Genomic DNA, 16,311 nt, shown 5'->3' on the forward strand with positions numbered 1-16,311 from the left:
CCAGAGGAGGTCCATTCACCATGAGTGACCACTATTATACGGAAAAGCCATCAGTGAAAAGCAATAAACAGACATGGGACTTCACCTTGAGAAACCGTAGCTTTACTTTTACAAGTGACAGTGGAGTGTTTTCTAAGAAAGAAGTCGACTATGGTTCGAGGCTTTTAATTGAAGCTTTTGAAGAACCTGACTTGGATGGCGACGTCTTAGATGTCGGTTGCGGTTATGGACCGATCGGCTTATCGTTAGCAAACGAAATGACAGGCCGCACCATTCATATGATTGATGTGAACGAAAGAGCAGTCGAACTTTCAAAGGAAAACGCTAAGCATAATCGCATTGATAATGTCCGCATCTATCAAAGTGATTTGTTCTCGAATGTTCATTCATCAGCTGCTTTTGCCTCTATACTGACCAATCCCCCAATACGGGCAGGGAAGAAAGTAGTACATGCGATCTTTGAAAAAAGTGCTGATCATTTATTGCCGGAAGGTGAGTTGTGGGTGGTTATTCAGAAAAAACAAGGTGGACCATCTGCGATTGAGAAATTAGAGCAGCTTTTTGGAGAAGTGACGGTCGTTATGAAAAAAAAGGGCTACTATATTATCAAAGCTAAAAAAGTTTGACGCAGTTTCCTAGCTGTGTTAACATTATAAAATGCCAATGTGTATATTTTGCTTGATAGGCTTAAAAAACAACTATTTTGTATAAATTATGCATACTTGGGAAAACTAATAAAATCGGTATTTGTTTTTGGATGTGGTTTTCTTATTTTAGAAACCCTTTTTTCTTTTGTCTTGTAAAAGTATTTCTTTACTGACATTTGAAAGACAGAAATACTTTTTACACATATAATACGCATGATTTGAGGGGTGAATCAGTTGACAGGTCAACTAGTTCAGTATGGACGACACCGCCAGCGCAGAAGCTACGCACGCATAAGCGAAGTGTTAGAATTACCAAATCTCATTGAAATTCAAACCTCTTCTTATCAGTGGTTTCTTGATGAGGGTCTTAGAGAGATGTTTCAAGATATATCCCCAATTGAGGATTTTACTGGTAACCTTTCTCTTGAATTCATTGATTACAGCCTAGGGGATCCTAAGTATCCTGTAGCAGAATCAAAAGAACGTGATGTAACTTACTCTGCTCCACTAAGAGTAAAAGTTCGTTTAATTAACAAAGAAACTGGAGAAGTAAAAGACCAAGATGTGTTTATGGGTGATTTCCCAATCATGACAGACACAGGTACTTTTATCATTAATGGTGCGGAACGTGTAATCGTTTCTCAGTTAGTACGTTCTCCAAGTGTATATTTCAGTGGTAAAGTAGACAAAAACGGTAAAAAAGGTTTTACTGCGACTGTCATTCCAAACCGTGGCGCATGGTTAGAATACGAAACTGATGCGAAGGATGTAGTCTATGTACGCATCGATCGCACACGTAAGTTGCCGGTTACGGTTCTTTTGCGTGCTCTCGGCTTCAGCTCTGATCAAGAGATTCTTGACCTCATTGGCGAGAATGAATACTTACGCAACACGTTGGAAAAAGACAATACAGAGAATGCCGATAAAGCACTTCTCGAAATCTACGAGCGTCTTCGTCCCGGAGAGCCGCCAACTGTTGAAAATGCGAAAAGCTTGCTAGACTCTCGCTTCTTTGATCCGAAGAGATATGACTTAGCAAATGTTGGACGCTACAAGATTAATAAGAAGCTTCATATTAAAAATAGACTATTCAATCAAAAATTGGCTGAAACGCTAGTTGATCCTGAAACAGGTGAAATACTAGCAGAAAAAGGTCAAATTTTAGATAGAAGAGTGCTTGATAAAGTTCTTCCATACTTAGAAAACGGCATCGGATTTAGAAAGCTTTATCCAAACGGTGGCGTAGTAGAGGATGAAGTAGAACTTCAATCTATCAAGATTTATGCACCAACTGATCAAGAAGGCGAGCAAGTGATCAACGTGATTGGTAATGCATATGTAGAGGAAGCTGTGAAGAACATCACGCCTTCTGACATCATTGCTTCAATCAGTTACTTCTTTAACCTGCTTCATGGAGTAGGTGACACAGATGATATCGATCACCTTGGTAACCGTCGTCTGCGTTCTGTAGGTGAACTTCTGCAAAACCAATTCCGTATTGGTTTAAGCAGAATGGAGCGTGTTGTTCGTGAAAGAATGTCGATTCAAGACACGAATACGATCACACCTCAGCAGCTGATCAACATCCGTCCTGTGATCGCTTCTATTAAAGAGTTCTTTGGTAGCTCTCAGCTTTCTCAGTTCATGGATCAAACAAACCCTCTTGCTGAATTGACACACAAACGTCGTCTATCAGCGCTTGGACCGGGTGGTTTGACACGTGAGCGTGCAGGAATGGAAGTTCGTGATGTTCACTATTCTCACTATGGTCGTATGTGTCCGATTGAAACACCAGAGGGTCCAAACATTGGTTTGATCAACTCTCTATCTTCATTTGCAAAAGTGAATCGCTTCGGCTTTATTGAAACACCTTACCGCCGGGTTGACCCTGAAACAGGTAAAGTGACGCCGAGAATCGATTACTTAACGGCTGATGAAGAGGATAACTACGTTGTAGCACAAGCGAACGCTATATTAGGTGAAGATGGTTCGTTTATCGATGATAATATCATTGCTCGTTTTAGAGGGGAAAACACAGTTGTTCCTCGAAACCGCGTTGACTACATGGATGTTTCGCCAAAGCAGGTTGTTTCTGCGGCGACAGCATGTATCCCATTCTTAGAAAACGATGACTCTAACCGTGCTCTAATGGGAGCAAACATGCAACGTCAGGCTGTGCCTTTGATGCAGCCGGAATCACCGATTGTTGGTACAGGTATGGAGTATGTATCAGGTAAAGACTCTGGTGCTGCTGTGATCTGCCGTTACCCAGGTGTTGTAGAACGTGTTGAAGCGAAGAATATTTGGGTTCGCCGTTATGAAGACGTTGACGGGCAACAAGTCAAAGGAAACCTAGACAAATACAGCTTGCTGAAATTTGTCCGCTCTAACCAAGGGACTTGCTACAACCAGCGCCCAATTGTAAGTGTTGGAGATGAAGTCGTCAAAGGAGAAATTCTTGCAGACGGTCCTTCTATGGAAAAAGGTGAATTGGCTCTAGGACGTAACGTCATGGTCGGCTTCATGACTTGGGACGGTTACAACTATGAGGATGCGATCATTATGAGTGAGCGCCTTGTAAAAGATGACGTCTACACTTCTATTCATATTGAAGAATATGAATCAGAAGCTCGTGATACAAAGCTTGGACCAGAAGAAATTACGCGTGATATTCCAAACGTTGGGGAGGATGCTTTACGCAACCTTGACGAGCGCGGAATCATCCGTATTGGTGCAGAAGTAAAAGACGGAGACCTTCTTGTCGGGAAAGTAACGCCTAAAGGTGTAACAGAACTAACAGCTGAAGAACGTCTATTACATGCAATTTTCGGTGAAAAGGCTCGTGAAGTACGTGATACGTCTCTACGTGTACCACACGGCGGCGGCGGAATCATCCACGATGTCAAAGTCTTTAACCGTGAAGATGGAGATGAATTACCACCAGGTGTTAACCAGTTAGTCCGCGTATACATCGTTCAGAAGCGTAAAATTTCTGAAGGTGACAAAATGGCCGGACGACATGGTAACAAAGGGGTTATCTCTAAAATCCTTCCAGAAGAAGATATGCCGTATCTTCCAGACGGAACACCGATTGATATCATGTTAAACCCTCTAGGGGTACCATCTCGTATGAATATCGGTCAGGTACTTGAGCTTCATATGGGTATGGCTGCACGTTACCTAGGCATCCACATTGCGTCACCAGTATTTGATGGTGCTCGTGAGGAAGATGTTTGGGAAACGCTTGAAGAAGCAGGTATGTCCCGTGATGCGAAAACAGTCCTTTATGATGGTCGAACTGGTGAACCATTCGACAACCGTGTATCTGTTGGAATCATGTATATGATCAAACTGGCTCACATGGTTGACGATAAACTTCACGCACGTTCAACTGGACCATACTCACTTGTTACGCAGCAGCCACTGGGCGGTAAAGCACAGTTTGGTGGACAGCGTTTCGGAGAGATGGAAGTATGGGCACTTGAAGCTTACGGTGCAGCATATACACTTCAAGAAATCTTAACTGTAAAATCGGATGACGTTGTGGGTCGTGTGAAAACATACGAAGCGATCGTCAAAGGGGATAACGTACCTGAACCAGGTGTCCCTGAATCATTCAAAGTATTAATTAAAGAACTTCAAAGTTTAGGTATGGATGTGAAAATTCTATCTGGCGATGAAGAAGAGATAGAAATGAGAGATTTAGAAGACGATGAGGAAACGAAGAAAGCAGACGGATTAGCGTTATCTAATGACGAAGATGCTGCAGACCTCGCACCTGTCGATCTTGAACGTGACACAGTCACAAAAGAATAGCAGAAACGATTAGAGCAAGTGACTAGGGTATAACCCGAAGATTAAAAGGGAGGTAGGCCCCTTGCTAGATGTGAACAATTTTGAGTATATGAACATCGGTCTCGCATCACCTGATAAAATCCGTTCTTGGTCTTTTGGTGAAGTGAAAAAGCCTGAAACGATTAACTATCGTACACTGAAACCGGAAAAAGATGGTCTCTTTTGTGAACGTATCTTCGGACCGCAAAAAGACTGGGAATGTCATTGTGGAAAGTATAAACGCGTTCGTTATAAGGGTGTTGTATGTGACCGTTGTGGTGTAGAAGTAACACGGGCAAAAGTCCGTCGTGAGAGAATGGGGCATATCGAACTGGCTGCCCCAGTTTCCCACATTTGGTATTTCAAAGGTATCCCAAGCCGTATGGGTCTTGTTCTAGATATGTCACCACGTGCGTTAGAAGAAGTGATTTACTTCGCTTCTTACGTCGTGACTGATCCGGGCAACACACCGCTTGAGAAGAAACAACTTCTTTCTGAGAAAGAATTCCGTGCTTATTTAGATAAATACGGTAACACCTTCCAAGCAGCTATGGGTGCAGAAGCAATTAACAAACTTCTTCAAGATATCGATCTTGTGAAAGAAGTAGATACACTCAAAGAAGAGCTAAAAACAGCTCAAGGACAGCGTCGTACACGTGCGATCAAACGCCTTGAAGTGTTGGAAGCTTTCCGTAACTCAGGAAACAAACCGTCTTGGATGATCCTTGATGTGCTTCCGGTTATTCCACCAGAATTACGTCCAATGGTTCAGCTTGATGGCGGACGTTTTGCTACTTCTGACTTGAACGATCTTTATCGTCGTGTCATCAACCGTAACAATCGTCTGAAACGTTTATTAGATCTTGGCGCGCCAAGCATCATCGTACAGAACGAGAAGCGTATGCTTCAAGAAGCTGTCGATGCCTTGATTGATAATGGACGTAGAGGCCGACCAGTAACAGGACCAGGAAATAGACCATTGAAATCTCTTTCTCACATGCTGAAAGGGAAACAAGGACGTTTCCGTCAAAACTTGCTTGGTAAACGTGTTGACTATTCTGGACGTTCCGTTATCGTCGTTGGACCACATTTGAAAATGTATCAGTGTGGACTTCCGAAAGAAATGGCTCTTGAACTATTCAAACCATTCGTGATGAAGGAGCTTGTTGAAAAAGGATTAGCTCACAACATTAAGAGCGCGAAACGTAAGATTGAGCGTGTGCAGCCGGAAGTTTGGGATGTTTTAGAATCAGTAATTCGTGAGCATCCAGTTTTACTAAACCGTGCACCAACTCTTCACAGACTTGGTATTCAAGCGTTTGAACCTACACTTGTGGAAGGACGCGCAATTCGTCTGCATCCACTTGTATGTACTGCCTACAACGCTGACTTTGATGGTGACCAAATGGCGGTTCACGTACCATTATCTGCTGAAGCTCAAGCTGAAGCTCGTATCTTAATGCTTGCTGCTCAAAACATTTTGAACCCGAAAGATGGAAAACCTGTTGTTACGCCATCTCAGGATATGGTGCTTGGTAACTATTACCTTACACTTGAGCGTAAAGGTGCTATCGGAGAAGGTATGGTCTTCAAAGATACGGATGAAGCCCTTCTTGCTTATCAAAATGGGTATGTACATCTTCATACACGTGTAGCTGTTGCAGCTAGCTCGTTGAAGAACGTTACATTCACTGATGAACAGCGTTCTAAATTGTTGATTACAACAGTTGGAAAATTGATCTTTAACGAAATCTTACCGGAATCATTCCCATACATGAATGAACCGACTAAGAGCAATATTGAAGAAAAAACGCCTGATCGTTTCTTCCTTGAAAAAGGTGAGGATGTCAAAGCTGCGATCGAGAAACAAGAAATCAATGCGCCGTTCAAAAAAGGTATTTTAGGTAAAATCATTGCTGAAATCTTTAAGAGATTCCATATCACTGAAACATCTAAAATGCTTGACCGCATGAAAAATCTTGGTTTCAGATATTCTACTAAAGCCGGTATTACGGTTGGTGTATCTGATATCGTGGTACTAGACGATAAACAAAAAATCCTTGAAGAAGCACAAGCAAAAGTAGATAACGTCATGAAGCAATTCAGACGTGGTTTGATTACAGAAGAAGAGCGTTATGAGAGAGTCATTTCAATCTGGAGTTCTTCTAAAGATGTCATCCAAGGTAAACTGATGAAGTCCCTTGATGAAGTCAACCCAATCTACATGATGAGTGACTCTGGAGCGCGTGGTAACGCATCTAACTTCACTCAGCTGGCTGGTATGCGTGGTCTGATGGCCAACCCGGCTGGACGTATCATTGAACTTCCGATTAAATCTAGTTTCCGTGAAGGTTTAACAGTATTGGAATACTTTATTTCCACTCACGGAGCGCGTAAAGGTCTTGCCGATACAGCTCTTAAAACAGCTGACTCAGGTTACCTCACGCGTCGTCTCGTTGACGTTGCACAGGATGTTATCATCCGTGAAACAGATTGCGGTACAGACCGTGGAATCTTGGCGAAGTCCATTAAAGAAGGAAATGAAATTATTGAGAAACTTGAAGAACGTCTTATCGGACGTTTTGCAAGAAAACCAATTATTCATCCTGAAACGGGCGAAGTCATTGTTGGCGAAAACGAACTAATTGATGAAGATAAAGCACTTGAAGTGGTTGAAGCAGGAATCGAGGAAGTATGGATCCGTTCTGCATTTACATGTAACACGCCTCATGGTGTATGTAAACGATGCTACGGCCGTAACCTTGCAACTGGTACTGACGTTGAAGTCGGTGAAGCAGTTGGAATCATCGCTGCACAATCGATCGGTGAGCCAGGAACACAGCTTACAATGCGTACGTTCCACACCGGTGGGGTAGCAGGAGACGATATCACTCAAGGTTTACCTCGTATCCAAGAGTTATTTGAAGCGCGTAATCCGAAAGGGCAGGCAACCATTTCTGAAATTGATGGTGTCGTTGCTGAAATTAACGATGTTCGTGACAAGCAGCAGGAAATTGTGGTTCAAGGCGAAGTTGAAACTCGCTCTTACACAGCTCCTTACAATGCACGTCTGAAAGTTGTTGAAGGTGACAAAGTCACTCGTGGTCAAGTACTGACAGAAGGTTCAATCGATCCGAAAGAACTTCTTAAAGTGACTGATATGACAGCTGTTCAAGAATATCTGCTTCATGAAGTACAAAAAGTATACCGTATGCAAGGGGTAGAAATCGGAGATAAGCACGTAGAAGTAATGGTTCGCCAAATGCTTCGTAAAGTGCGTGTCGCTGATGCAGGGGATACAGATGTATTACCAGGCACACTTCTTGATGTACACCAATTCACAGAAGCGAACAAAAAAGTACTATTCGAAGGCAAACGTCCTGCAACGGGCCGTCCAGTTCTTCTTGGTATTACAAAAGCATCGCTTGAAACAGACTCGTTCTTGTCTGCAGCATCCTTCCAAGAAACGACTCGTGTCCTAACAGATGCGGCGATCAAAGGAAAACGTGATGAACTGCTTGGCTTGAAAGAGAATGTCATCATCGGTAAACTTGTTCCTGCTGGAACTGGAATGCCAAACTACCGTAAAGTTAAGCCGGTTTCACAAGTGCAGCCGTCTGACGATATGGTTCCTGTAGAGTAATCTTTCTCTTAAGATTTCTATAAAAATCATCAGAAAATGGTGAAGGATGTCAAGATAATCTGTCAAACGATATTGACATCCTTCTGCCATGATGATAATATAACCAAGGTGCTCAAAATAAAACCTGTTACTTTGGAGGATATTCGATGTCTTATGATAAAGTATCACAGGCTCAATCCATTATTATTGGTACGAAGCAAACAGTAAAAGCTCTGAAACGAGATTCAGTGAAGGAAATCGTCGTAGCGAAAGATGCTGATCCTGCTTTAACCGCTAGTGTAATGAAACTAGCGCAAGAGAAGGGTGTAGACATTTTAGTGGTAGATTCCATGAAAAAGCTCGGCAAGGCCTGCGGAATTGAAGTTGGGGCAGCAGCTGTTGCCATTATGTTATAGCGTACTTGTTTTGTTTTTGCATGCTTAAAATGCAAAAGCATTGTTTTTTGCCTTTTGATGAACCACCTGGGTATGTGGGTTATAAAAAAAGTAATGAAGGGAGGAATAACAACATGCCTACAATTAATCAGCTAATACGCAAAGGACGCGTGAGTAAAGTTGAAAACTCAAAGTCTCCTGCACTTAACAAAGGATACAACAGTTTCAAAAAAGAGCACACTAACGTAACATCTCCACAGAAGCGCGGGGTTTGTACTCGTGTCGGTACAATGACACCGAAAAAACCAAACTCAGCACTACGTAAATATGCTCGTGTACGTTTGTCTAACCTGATTGAGGTAACAGCTTACATTCCTGGTATCGGACATAACCTACAAGAGCACAGTGTAGTACTTATCCGTGGCGGACGTGTAAAAGACTTACCGGGTGTACGTTACCACATCGTTCGTGGTGCGCTTGATACTGCCGGAGTTGACGGTCGTATGCAAGGACGTTCTAAATACGGAACAAAACGCCCTAAACAAAGCAAATAATATAAACAAACATAAGGGTTTTTAGAAGTTGAGTTCAGATCAGTGGAGTCAGGCAGCTGACAATGAAATTGAGATGAAAGACAGATAGAAATCCTTTTAAAAGAGAAGGGAGGCTATTCAGATGCCACGTAAAGGTCCTGTAGCAAAAAGAGACGTTTTGCCAGATCCAATTTACAATTCTAAACTTGTATCTCGTTTGATCAACAAAATGATGATCGACGGTAAAAGAGGAAAGTCACAAACTATTCTCTACAAGTCATTTGATATCATCAAAGAACGTACTGGTAATGAAGCGATGGAGGTTTTCGAACAAGCCTTGAAAAACATCATGCCAGTTCTTGAAGTTAAAGCACGTCGTGTAGGTGGAGCTAACTACCAAGTTCCTGTAGAAGTTCGCCCAGACCGTCGTACGACTTTAGGTCTTCGCTGGTTAGTAAACTATGCTCGTCTTCGTGGAGAAAAAACGATGGAAGAGCGTCTTGCTAACGAAATCCTTGACGCAGCTAACAACACTGGTGCTGCTGTTAAGAAACGTGAAGATACACACAAAATGGCAGAAGCGAACAAAGCATTCGCTCACTACCGCTGGTAGGATTTATACCAAACTAAAAAAACTATTCCCTAATAAGGAAGGAGAAATTACCCAATGGCAAGAGAGTTCTCCTTAGACAAAACTCGTAATATTGGTATCATGGCTCACATCGATGCTGGTAAAACGACAACGACTGAGCGTATCTTGTACTACACTGGTCGTATCCATAAAATTGGTGAAACTCACGAAGGAGCTTCACAAATGGACTGGATGGAGCAGGAGCAAGAACGTGGTATTACAATCACTTCTGCTGCTACTACAGCACAATGGAAAGGTTACCGTGTAAACATCATTGATACACCAGGACACGTAGACTTCACTGTTGAAGTTGAACGTTCTTTGCGTGTACTTGATGGTGCGGTTGCTGTTCTTGATGCACAATCAGGTGTAGAGCCTCAAACTGAAACAGTTTGGCGCCAAGCAACAACTTACGGAGTACCTCGTATCGTATTCGTTAACAAAATGGATAAAACCGGTGCGGACTTCCTTTACTCTGTAAGCACATTAAGAGATCGTCTTCAAGCGAACGCTCATGCAATTCAATTGCCGATCGGCGCTGAAGATCAATTCGAAGGAATCATCGACCTTGTAGAAAACGTAGCATACTTCTACGAAGATGACCTTGGAACTCGCTCTGATGCACAAGAAATCCCTGCTGAGTATAAAGACAAAGCTGAAGAGCTTCGCAGCAGCTTAATTGAAGCTGTCGCTGAGCTTGATGAAGAGCTTATGGAAAAATACCTTGAGGGTGAAGAAATCACAATTCCTGAATTGAAAGCTGCAATCCGTAAAGGAACTTTGAATGTTGAATTCTACCCAGTTCTTGTTGGATCTGCTTTCAAAAACAAAGGTGTTCAGCTTGTACTTGACGCTGTGCTTGACTACCTTCCTGCACCAACTGATGTTGCTGCAATCAAAGGTACATTGCCAGATACAAATGAAGAGGTTGTACGTGAGTCTACTGATGACGCACCATTCGCAGCTCTTGCATTTAAAGTTATGACTGACCCTTATGTTGGGAAACTAACTTTCTTCCGCGTATACTCTGGAACACTTGATTCTGGTTCTTACGTGAAGAACTCTTCTAAGAACAAGCGTGAACGTGTTGGACGTATCCTTCAAATGCACGCAAACAGCCGTGAGGAAATCTCTACTGTATATGCAGGGGATATCGCAGCAGCTGTTGGTCTTAAAGATACATCTACTGGTGATACTCTTTGTGACGAGAAAAATCTTGTTATCCTTGAGTCTATGGAATTCCCAGAGCCAGTTATCGATGTAGCAATCGAGCCTAAATCTAAGGCTGACCAAGATAAAATGGGTATCGCTTTAGCTAAACTAGCTGAAGAGGATCCAACATTCCGTACACAAACAAACACTGAAACTGGTCAAACGATCATCTCTGGTATGGGTGAGCTTCACCTTGATATCATTGTTGACCGTATGAAGCGTGAGTTCAAGGTTGAAGCTAACGTAGGAGCTCCTCAAGTTGCGTACCGTGAAACATTCCGTTCTAGTGCAAAAGTTGAAGGTAAATTCGTACGTCAGTCTGGTGGACGCGGTCAGTTCGGACACGTTTGGATCGAATTCGAACCAAACGAAGAAGGCGCAGGCTTCGAATTCACAAATGCAATCGTCGGTGGGGTTGTTCCACGTGAATACATTCCAGCAATTCAAGCAGGTCTTGAAGATTCACTAGAAAATGGTGTATTAGCTGGATTCCCATTAATCGACATCAAAGCAAAATTATTCGATGGATCTTACCACGATGTTGACTCTAACGAAATGGCGTTTAAAATTGCTGCATCTATGGCATTGAAAAATGCTGTCAGCAAATGTAACCCAGTTCTACTTGAGCCAATGATGAAAGTAGAAGTCGTTATCCCAGAAGAATACATGGGAGACATCATGGGTGATATCACATCTCGTCGTGGACGTGTAGAAGGTATGGAAGCTCGCGGTAACGCTCAAGTTGTTCGCGCTATGGTTCCACTTTCTGAAATGTTCGGATATGCAACTGCACTCCGTTCTAACACACAAGGACGCGGTACTTTCACTATGCACATGGATCACTACGAAGAAGTGCCTAAGAGCATCAGTGAAGAAATCATCAAAAAAAATAAAGGTGAATAATTGATTTTGCCTTTAAACTAAAGTATAACTACTATTGAAGATCAGAAAGTGGGAGGTAACTCTTCACTTTCTATCACTCATACCAAATACAATGAACCTTTAAGGAGGATTTTTAGAATGGCTAAAGAAAAATTCGACCGTTCCAAATCGCATGCTAACATTGGTACAATTGGACACGTTGACCATGGTAAAACAACTCTAACTGCTGCTATCTCAACAGTTCTTCATAAGAAATCTGGTAAAGGTACAGCTATGGCTTATGACCAAATCGATGGTGCTCCAGAAGAGCGCGAGCGTGGAATCACAATCTCAACTGCACACGTTGAGTATGAAACTGAAACTCGTCACTATGCACACGTAGACTGCCCAGGACACGCTGACTATGTTAAAAACATGATCACTGGTGCTGCTCAAATGGACGGCGCGATCTTAGTAGTATCTGCTGCTGATGGTCCAATGCCACAAACACGTGAGCACATCCTACTTTCTCGTAACGTAGGTGTTCCTTACATCGTAGTATTCCTTAACAAATGTGACATGGTTGACGATGAAGAGTTACTTGAACTTGTTGAAATGGAAGTTCGTGACCTTCTTTCTGACTATGACTTCCCTGGTGACGATGTACCAGTTATCAAAGGTTCTGCTCTTAAAGCTCTTGAAGGTGATGCTGATTACGAAGCAAAAATCTTCGAACTTATGGATGCGGTTGATGAGTACATCCCAACTCCAGAGCGTGACACTGAGAAGCCATTCATGATGCCAGTTGAGGACGTATTCTCAATCACTGGTCGTGGAACAGTTGCTACTGGTCGTGTTGAGCGTGGACAAGTTAAAGTCGGTGATGAAGTTGAAATCATCGGTCTTCAAGAAGAAAACGGTAAAACAACTGTTACAGGTGTTGAAATGTTCCGTAAACTTCTTGACTATGCTGAAGCTGGTGACAACATCGGTGCACTACTTCGTGGTGTATCTCGTGAAGATATCCAACGTGGTCAAGTACTTGCTAAACCAGGTACAATCACTCCACATAGCCGTTTCAAAGCTGAAGTTTATGTACTTTCTAAAGAAGAGGGTGGACGTCATACTCCATTCTTCACTAACTACCGTCCGCAGTTCTACTTCCGTACAACTGACGTAACTGGTATCGTACATCTTCCAGAAGGTACTGAAATGGTAATGCCTGGCGATAACACTGAGATGGAAGTTGAACTTATCTCTACTATCGCTATCGAAGAAGGAACTCGTTTCTCTATCCGTGAGGGTGGACGTACTGTAGGTTCTGGTGTCGTTTCTACTATCATTAAGTAATAACTGTTAAAAGAGACTCCTTGCAAAAGGGTCTCTTTTTTTGCTTTTCCAGTGCATAACGGCTACTATAAGCTATAGAATCTAAATGGAACCGAGAGGATCACTGGAATGGCGAAGACAATGTTGAAAAAATGGCTGATTGGCGGGCTTGATCAATGGATTATGATAAAAAAAGATCAAGCGGAAAAAACAAAACCTGTTTTATTATTTTTACACGGTGGCCCAGGCTCAGCTCAAATGAGTTATATAGATTCCTTTCATAAGGAACTTGATCAAGACTTCACTGTTGTCCATTGGGACCAGCGCGGTGCAGGACTGTCTTATCAAAAAAACATTCCTGAGTCTTCTATGACCATTGGGCAATTCGTAGAGGATACGATTGAGCTTACAGAAAAACTACTTTCCTATACTGATCAAGCGAAAATATACATTGCAGGTTATTCATGGGGATCATTAATCGCCATACAAGCTGTACATAAACGCCCAGATTTGTATCATGCCTATTATGGAATTAGTCAGGTGGTTGATGTATTAAAAGAGGATATTGTATCGTACGAACTTCTTCTAAAAAAATATCAAGGCAAGCACTTCTTCACTAGATGTCTAAGATTGCTGACACCACCCCCTTGGAAACGCACCTCTGCTCATGCTTTATTCTCACTATATAAAGAGTTCGCAAAAGTAGGGCTCACGCATAGGTGGAAGCCCATTTTTCAAATGCTGTATGCATTTCTCGTTAGTAAGCATTATCAGCTAAAAGATAAGTGGAAATTCCTTATGGGACAGAAGTATAGCCAGGAATTGCTGTGGGACGAGCTGATGAACGAAAGCATTCAATACCGAGTTTCTTCTATATTAATACCCTGCTACTTTATCATCGGGGAACATGACATGATTACACCAGCTGCTGTATCAAAACCATATGTTGATCAACTTACAGCACCAATAAAAGAGTGGTTTACTTTTAAAGAATCTGCGCATTCTCCGCATATTGAAGAGCCAGAAGAATTTATTCGTATCGTCAGGAAGACAGCTACACATCATCTTCAGGGAAAGCTTGATTTATAGGCTGAACCCCTGTATAATATGAAAAGTGTGCAAATCATAAATTTATCCGATTTATTATTGCAACACGCAGGCCAATTTGGTACAATAGTGCATGTTGGTCTTTGACTGCGATGAAGTGAGAGGTTGCTGACACACCCGGCCGCTTTGCCATGGCAAGGTGATCAGGTTTTTCTCACGGAGAACTGTCTAACGTAAGTAGGCGAAAAGGAGGGAAAATAATGGCAAAACAAAAAATTCGTATTCGTTTAAAAGCATATGATCATAGAATTCTTGATCAATCTGCTGAGAAGATTGTTGAAACGGCTAAGCGTTCTGGTGCTAGTGTATCTGGTCCAATTCCGCTTCCAACTGAAAAATCAGTTTACACAATCCTTCGTGCGGTGCATAAGTACAAAGATTCTCGTGAGCAATTCGAGATGCGTACTCACAAACGTCTAATCGACATCGTGAATCCAACTCCGCAAACAGTTGATGCACTTATGCGTTTAGATTTACCATCCGGTGTAGATATCGAAATCAAACTTTAATTCAAATAGAAAACACATATTATAGGAGGTGTGACGAATGACCAAAGGAATCTTAGGTAGAAAAATTGGTATGACGCAAGTATTCGCAGAAAACGGTGATCTTATCCCTGTAACTGTTGTTGAGGCTGCTGCTAACGTTGTTCTTCAGAAGAAGACTACTGACACGGATGGCTATGAAGCAATCCAAATCGGTTTTGACGACAAACGTGAGAAGCTTTCTAACAAACCAGAGAAAGGCCACGTTGCTAAAGCGGAAACTGCTCCTAAGCGCTTCGTAAAAGAATTACGCGGTGTGGAGTTAGATGCGTATGAAGTTGGTCAGGAAGTCAAAGTTGATATTTTCGCAAATGGAGATATCGTAGATGTAACAGGAACATCAAAAGGTAAAGGATTCCAAGGGGCTATCAAACGCCACGGACAATCACGCGGACCAATGACTCACGGTTCACGTTACCACCGTCGTCCTGGTTCAATGGGACCTGTTGATCCAAACCGAGTATTCAAAGGTAAACTTCTTCCAGGACGTATGGGCGGAGAGCAAATCACTGTCCAAAATCTTGAGATCGTTAAAGTTGATGCAGAACGCAATCTTCTTTTGATCAAAGGTAACGTACCAGGAGCTAAAAAATCTCTAGTAACTGTAAAGAGTGCAGTTAAAACTAAATAACTCTCTTAGGAAAGGAGGAAACAAGTCATGCCAAAAGTAGCATTATTTAACCAAAACGGTTCTACTAACGGTGAAATCGAATTAAACGCTTCTGTGTTTGGAATTGAGCCAAACGAAAGCGTAGTATTCGATGCTATTCTTATGCAAAGAGCTTCCTTACGTCAAGGAACTCACAAAGTAAAAACTCGTTCTGAAGTACGTGGCGGAGGTCGTAAACCTTGGAGACAGAAGGGTACAGGTCGTGCTCGTCAAGGTTCTATCCGTTCACCACAATGGCGCGGAGGCGGTATCGTATTCGGTCCAACACCACGCAGCTATTCTTATAAATTACCTAAAAAAGTTCGCCGCTTGGCTATCAAGTCAGTATTGTCTTCTAAAGTAATCGACAACAACATCATCGTTCTTGAAGATCTTACTCTTGATGCAGTGAAAACGAAAGAATTCGCAGGCATCCTTAAAGGGTTATCTGTTGAGAAGAAAGCGTTGATCGTCACTGCGGATGCAAACGAAACAGTTGCTTTATCTGCTCGTAACATCCCTGGAGTAACAGTTGTTGAAGCTAACGGTATCAACGTTCTTGACGTTGTCAACCACGACAAACTTCTGATCACTAAAGCAGCGGTTGAAAAAGTAGAGGAGGGACTTGCATAATGAAAGATCCTCGTGATGTTCTAAAGCGCCCTATCATTACTGAACGTTCTGCTGATCTAATGACAGAGAAGAAGTATACGTTCGAAGTTGATGTCAGAGCTAACAAGACAGAAGTGAAAGACGCTGTTGAAGAAATCTTTGGAGTGAAAGTTGAGAAAGTCAACGTTCAAAACTACAAAGGTAAATCAAAACGCGTTGGACGCTACACTGGTATGACTAGCCGTCGCAGAAAAGCGATCGTGAAATTAACTGCTGACAGCAAAGAAATCGAAATTTTTGAAGCGTAAATCTTAAAAAGAAGGAGGGAAATTCA

The 16,311-nt window shown here is 42.3% G+C and carries 13 protein-coding genes; all 13 read left to right on the top strand.

Going from position 1 to position 16,311, the window contains the following annotated elements:
* The first annotated feature begins 20 nt into the window (after positions 1 to 20).
* The 13 genes from MHI41_RS00685 (at position 21) to rplW (ending at position 16,285) form a co-directional block, all read left to right on the top strand.
* Positions 21 to 626 carry a class I SAM-dependent methyltransferase gene (locus MHI41_RS00685; protein WP_007496296.1) on the top strand — a complete coding sequence of 202 codons (606 nt, stop codon included), beginning with the start codon at positions 21 to 23 and terminating at the stop codon, positions 624 to 626.
* Positions 627 to 881: 255 nt separating this feature from the next.
* Positions 882 to 4,463, top strand: coding sequence for a DNA-directed RNA polymerase subunit beta (rpoB, locus tag MHI41_RS00690; protein WP_039956246.1), 3,582 nt, complete (start codon positions 882 to 884; stop codon positions 4,461 to 4,463).
* A 61-nt stretch (positions 4,464 to 4,524) separates the two neighbouring features.
* A complete protein-coding gene (rpoC, locus tag MHI41_RS00695) occupies positions 4,525 to 8,124 on the top strand; it encodes a DNA-directed RNA polymerase subunit beta' (protein WP_017366455.1) in 3,600 nt (1,199 codons plus the stop codon).
* A 146-nt stretch (positions 8,125 to 8,270) separates the two neighbouring features.
* Entirely contained in the window at positions 8,271 to 8,519 is a 249-nt protein-coding gene (locus tag MHI41_RS00700) for a 50S ribosomal protein L7ae-like protein (protein WP_008345416.1), read from the top strand.
* A 113-nt stretch (positions 8,520 to 8,632) separates the two neighbouring features.
* Positions 8,633 to 9,052 (top strand): 30S ribosomal protein S12, encoded by a 420-nt coding sequence (rpsL, locus tag MHI41_RS00705; RefSeq protein ID WP_003216962.1) that lies wholly within the window; start codon positions 8,633 to 8,635, stop codon positions 9,050 to 9,052.
* A 121-nt stretch (positions 9,053 to 9,173) separates the two neighbouring features.
* Positions 9,174 to 9,644 carry a 30S ribosomal protein S7 gene (gene rpsG / locus MHI41_RS00710; RefSeq protein WP_003216884.1) on the top strand — a complete coding sequence of 157 codons (471 nt, stop codon included), beginning with the start codon at positions 9,174 to 9,176 and terminating at the stop codon, positions 9,642 to 9,644.
* Between the two features lie 54 nt (positions 9,645 to 9,698).
* Positions 9,699 to 11,777, top strand: coding sequence for an elongation factor G (gene fusA, locus MHI41_RS00715; protein WP_007496301.1), 2,079 nt, complete (start codon positions 9,699 to 9,701; stop codon positions 11,775 to 11,777).
* Between the two features lie 117 nt (positions 11,778 to 11,894).
* A complete protein-coding gene (gene tuf, locus MHI41_RS00720; protein ID WP_007496302.1) occupies positions 11,895 to 13,085 on the top strand; it encodes an elongation factor Tu in 1,191 nt (396 codons plus the stop codon).
* Between the two features lie 108 nt (positions 13,086 to 13,193).
* Positions 13,194 to 14,153, top strand: a complete 960-nt coding sequence (locus tag MHI41_RS00725; RefSeq protein ID WP_250027105.1) for an alpha/beta hydrolase — start codon at positions 13,194 to 13,196, stop codon at positions 14,151 to 14,153.
* A gap of 218 nt (positions 14,154 to 14,371) precedes the next feature.
* Entirely contained in the window at positions 14,372 to 14,680 is a 309-nt protein-coding gene (rpsJ, locus tag MHI41_RS00730) for a 30S ribosomal protein S10 (RefSeq protein WP_003156464.1), read from the top strand.
* A gap of 37 nt (positions 14,681 to 14,717) precedes the next feature.
* Entirely contained in the window at positions 14,718 to 15,347 is a 630-nt protein-coding gene (gene rplC, locus MHI41_RS00735) for a 50S ribosomal protein L3 (protein WP_007496311.1), read from the top strand.
* 27 nt (positions 15,348 to 15,374) lie between these two features.
* On the top strand, positions 15,375 to 15,998 hold the full coding sequence (gene rplD, locus MHI41_RS00740; RefSeq protein ID WP_007496312.1) for a 50S ribosomal protein L4: 624 nt from the start codon (positions 15,375 to 15,377) through the stop codon (positions 15,996 to 15,998).
* The gene (gene rplW / locus MHI41_RS00745; protein WP_003217016.1) at positions 15,998 to 16,285 is read left to right on the top strand and encodes a 50S ribosomal protein L23; all 288 of its coding nucleotides are present in this window, start codon (positions 15,998 to 16,000) and stop codon (positions 16,283 to 16,285) included. The genes rplD and rplW overlap by 1 nt, the downstream gene beginning before the upstream one ends.
* Positions 16,286 to 16,311 lie beyond the last annotated feature (26 nt).

The organism is Bacillus sp. FSL M7-0307 (assembly GCF_038627835.1).
Lineage (GTDB): Bacteria > Bacillota > Bacilli > Bacillales > Bacillaceae > Bacillus > Bacillus altitudinis.

What these genes read in the sequence shown, in the direction of transcription:
- tuf (WP_007496302.1), top strand. Translation starts at nt 11,895, where the DNA reads ATGGCTAAAGAAAAATTCGACCGTTCCAAATCGCATGCTAACATTGGT.
- rplW (WP_003217016.1), top strand. Translation starts at nt 15,998, where the DNA reads ATGAAAGATCCTCGTGATGTTCTAAAGCGCCCTATCATTACTGAACGT.
- MHI41_RS00685 (WP_007496296.1), top strand. Translation starts at nt 21, where the DNA reads ATGAGTGACCACTATTATACGGAAAAGCCATCAGTGAAAAGCAATAAA.
- rpsG (WP_003216884.1), top strand. Translation starts at nt 9,174, where the DNA reads ATGCCACGTAAAGGTCCTGTAGCAAAAAGAGACGTTTTGCCAGATCCA.
- rpsL (WP_003216962.1), top strand. Translation starts at nt 8,633, where the DNA reads ATGCCTACAATTAATCAGCTAATACGCAAAGGACGCGTGAGTAAAGTT.
- MHI41_RS00700 (WP_008345416.1), top strand. Translation starts at nt 8,271, where the DNA reads ATGTCTTATGATAAAGTATCACAGGCTCAATCCATTATTATTGGTACG.
- fusA (WP_007496301.1), top strand. Translation starts at nt 9,699, where the DNA reads ATGGCAAGAGAGTTCTCCTTAGACAAAACTCGTAATATTGGTATCATG.
- rplD (WP_007496312.1), top strand. Translation starts at nt 15,375, where the DNA reads ATGCCAAAAGTAGCATTATTTAACCAAAACGGTTCTACTAACGGTGAA.
- rplC (WP_007496311.1), top strand. Translation starts at nt 14,718, where the DNA reads ATGACCAAAGGAATCTTAGGTAGAAAAATTGGTATGACGCAAGTATTC.
- rpsJ (WP_003156464.1), top strand. Translation starts at nt 14,372, where the DNA reads ATGGCAAAACAAAAAATTCGTATTCGTTTAAAAGCATATGATCATAGA.
- MHI41_RS00725 (WP_250027105.1), top strand. Translation starts at nt 13,194, where the DNA reads ATGGCGAAGACAATGTTGAAAAAATGGCTGATTGGCGGGCTTGATCAA.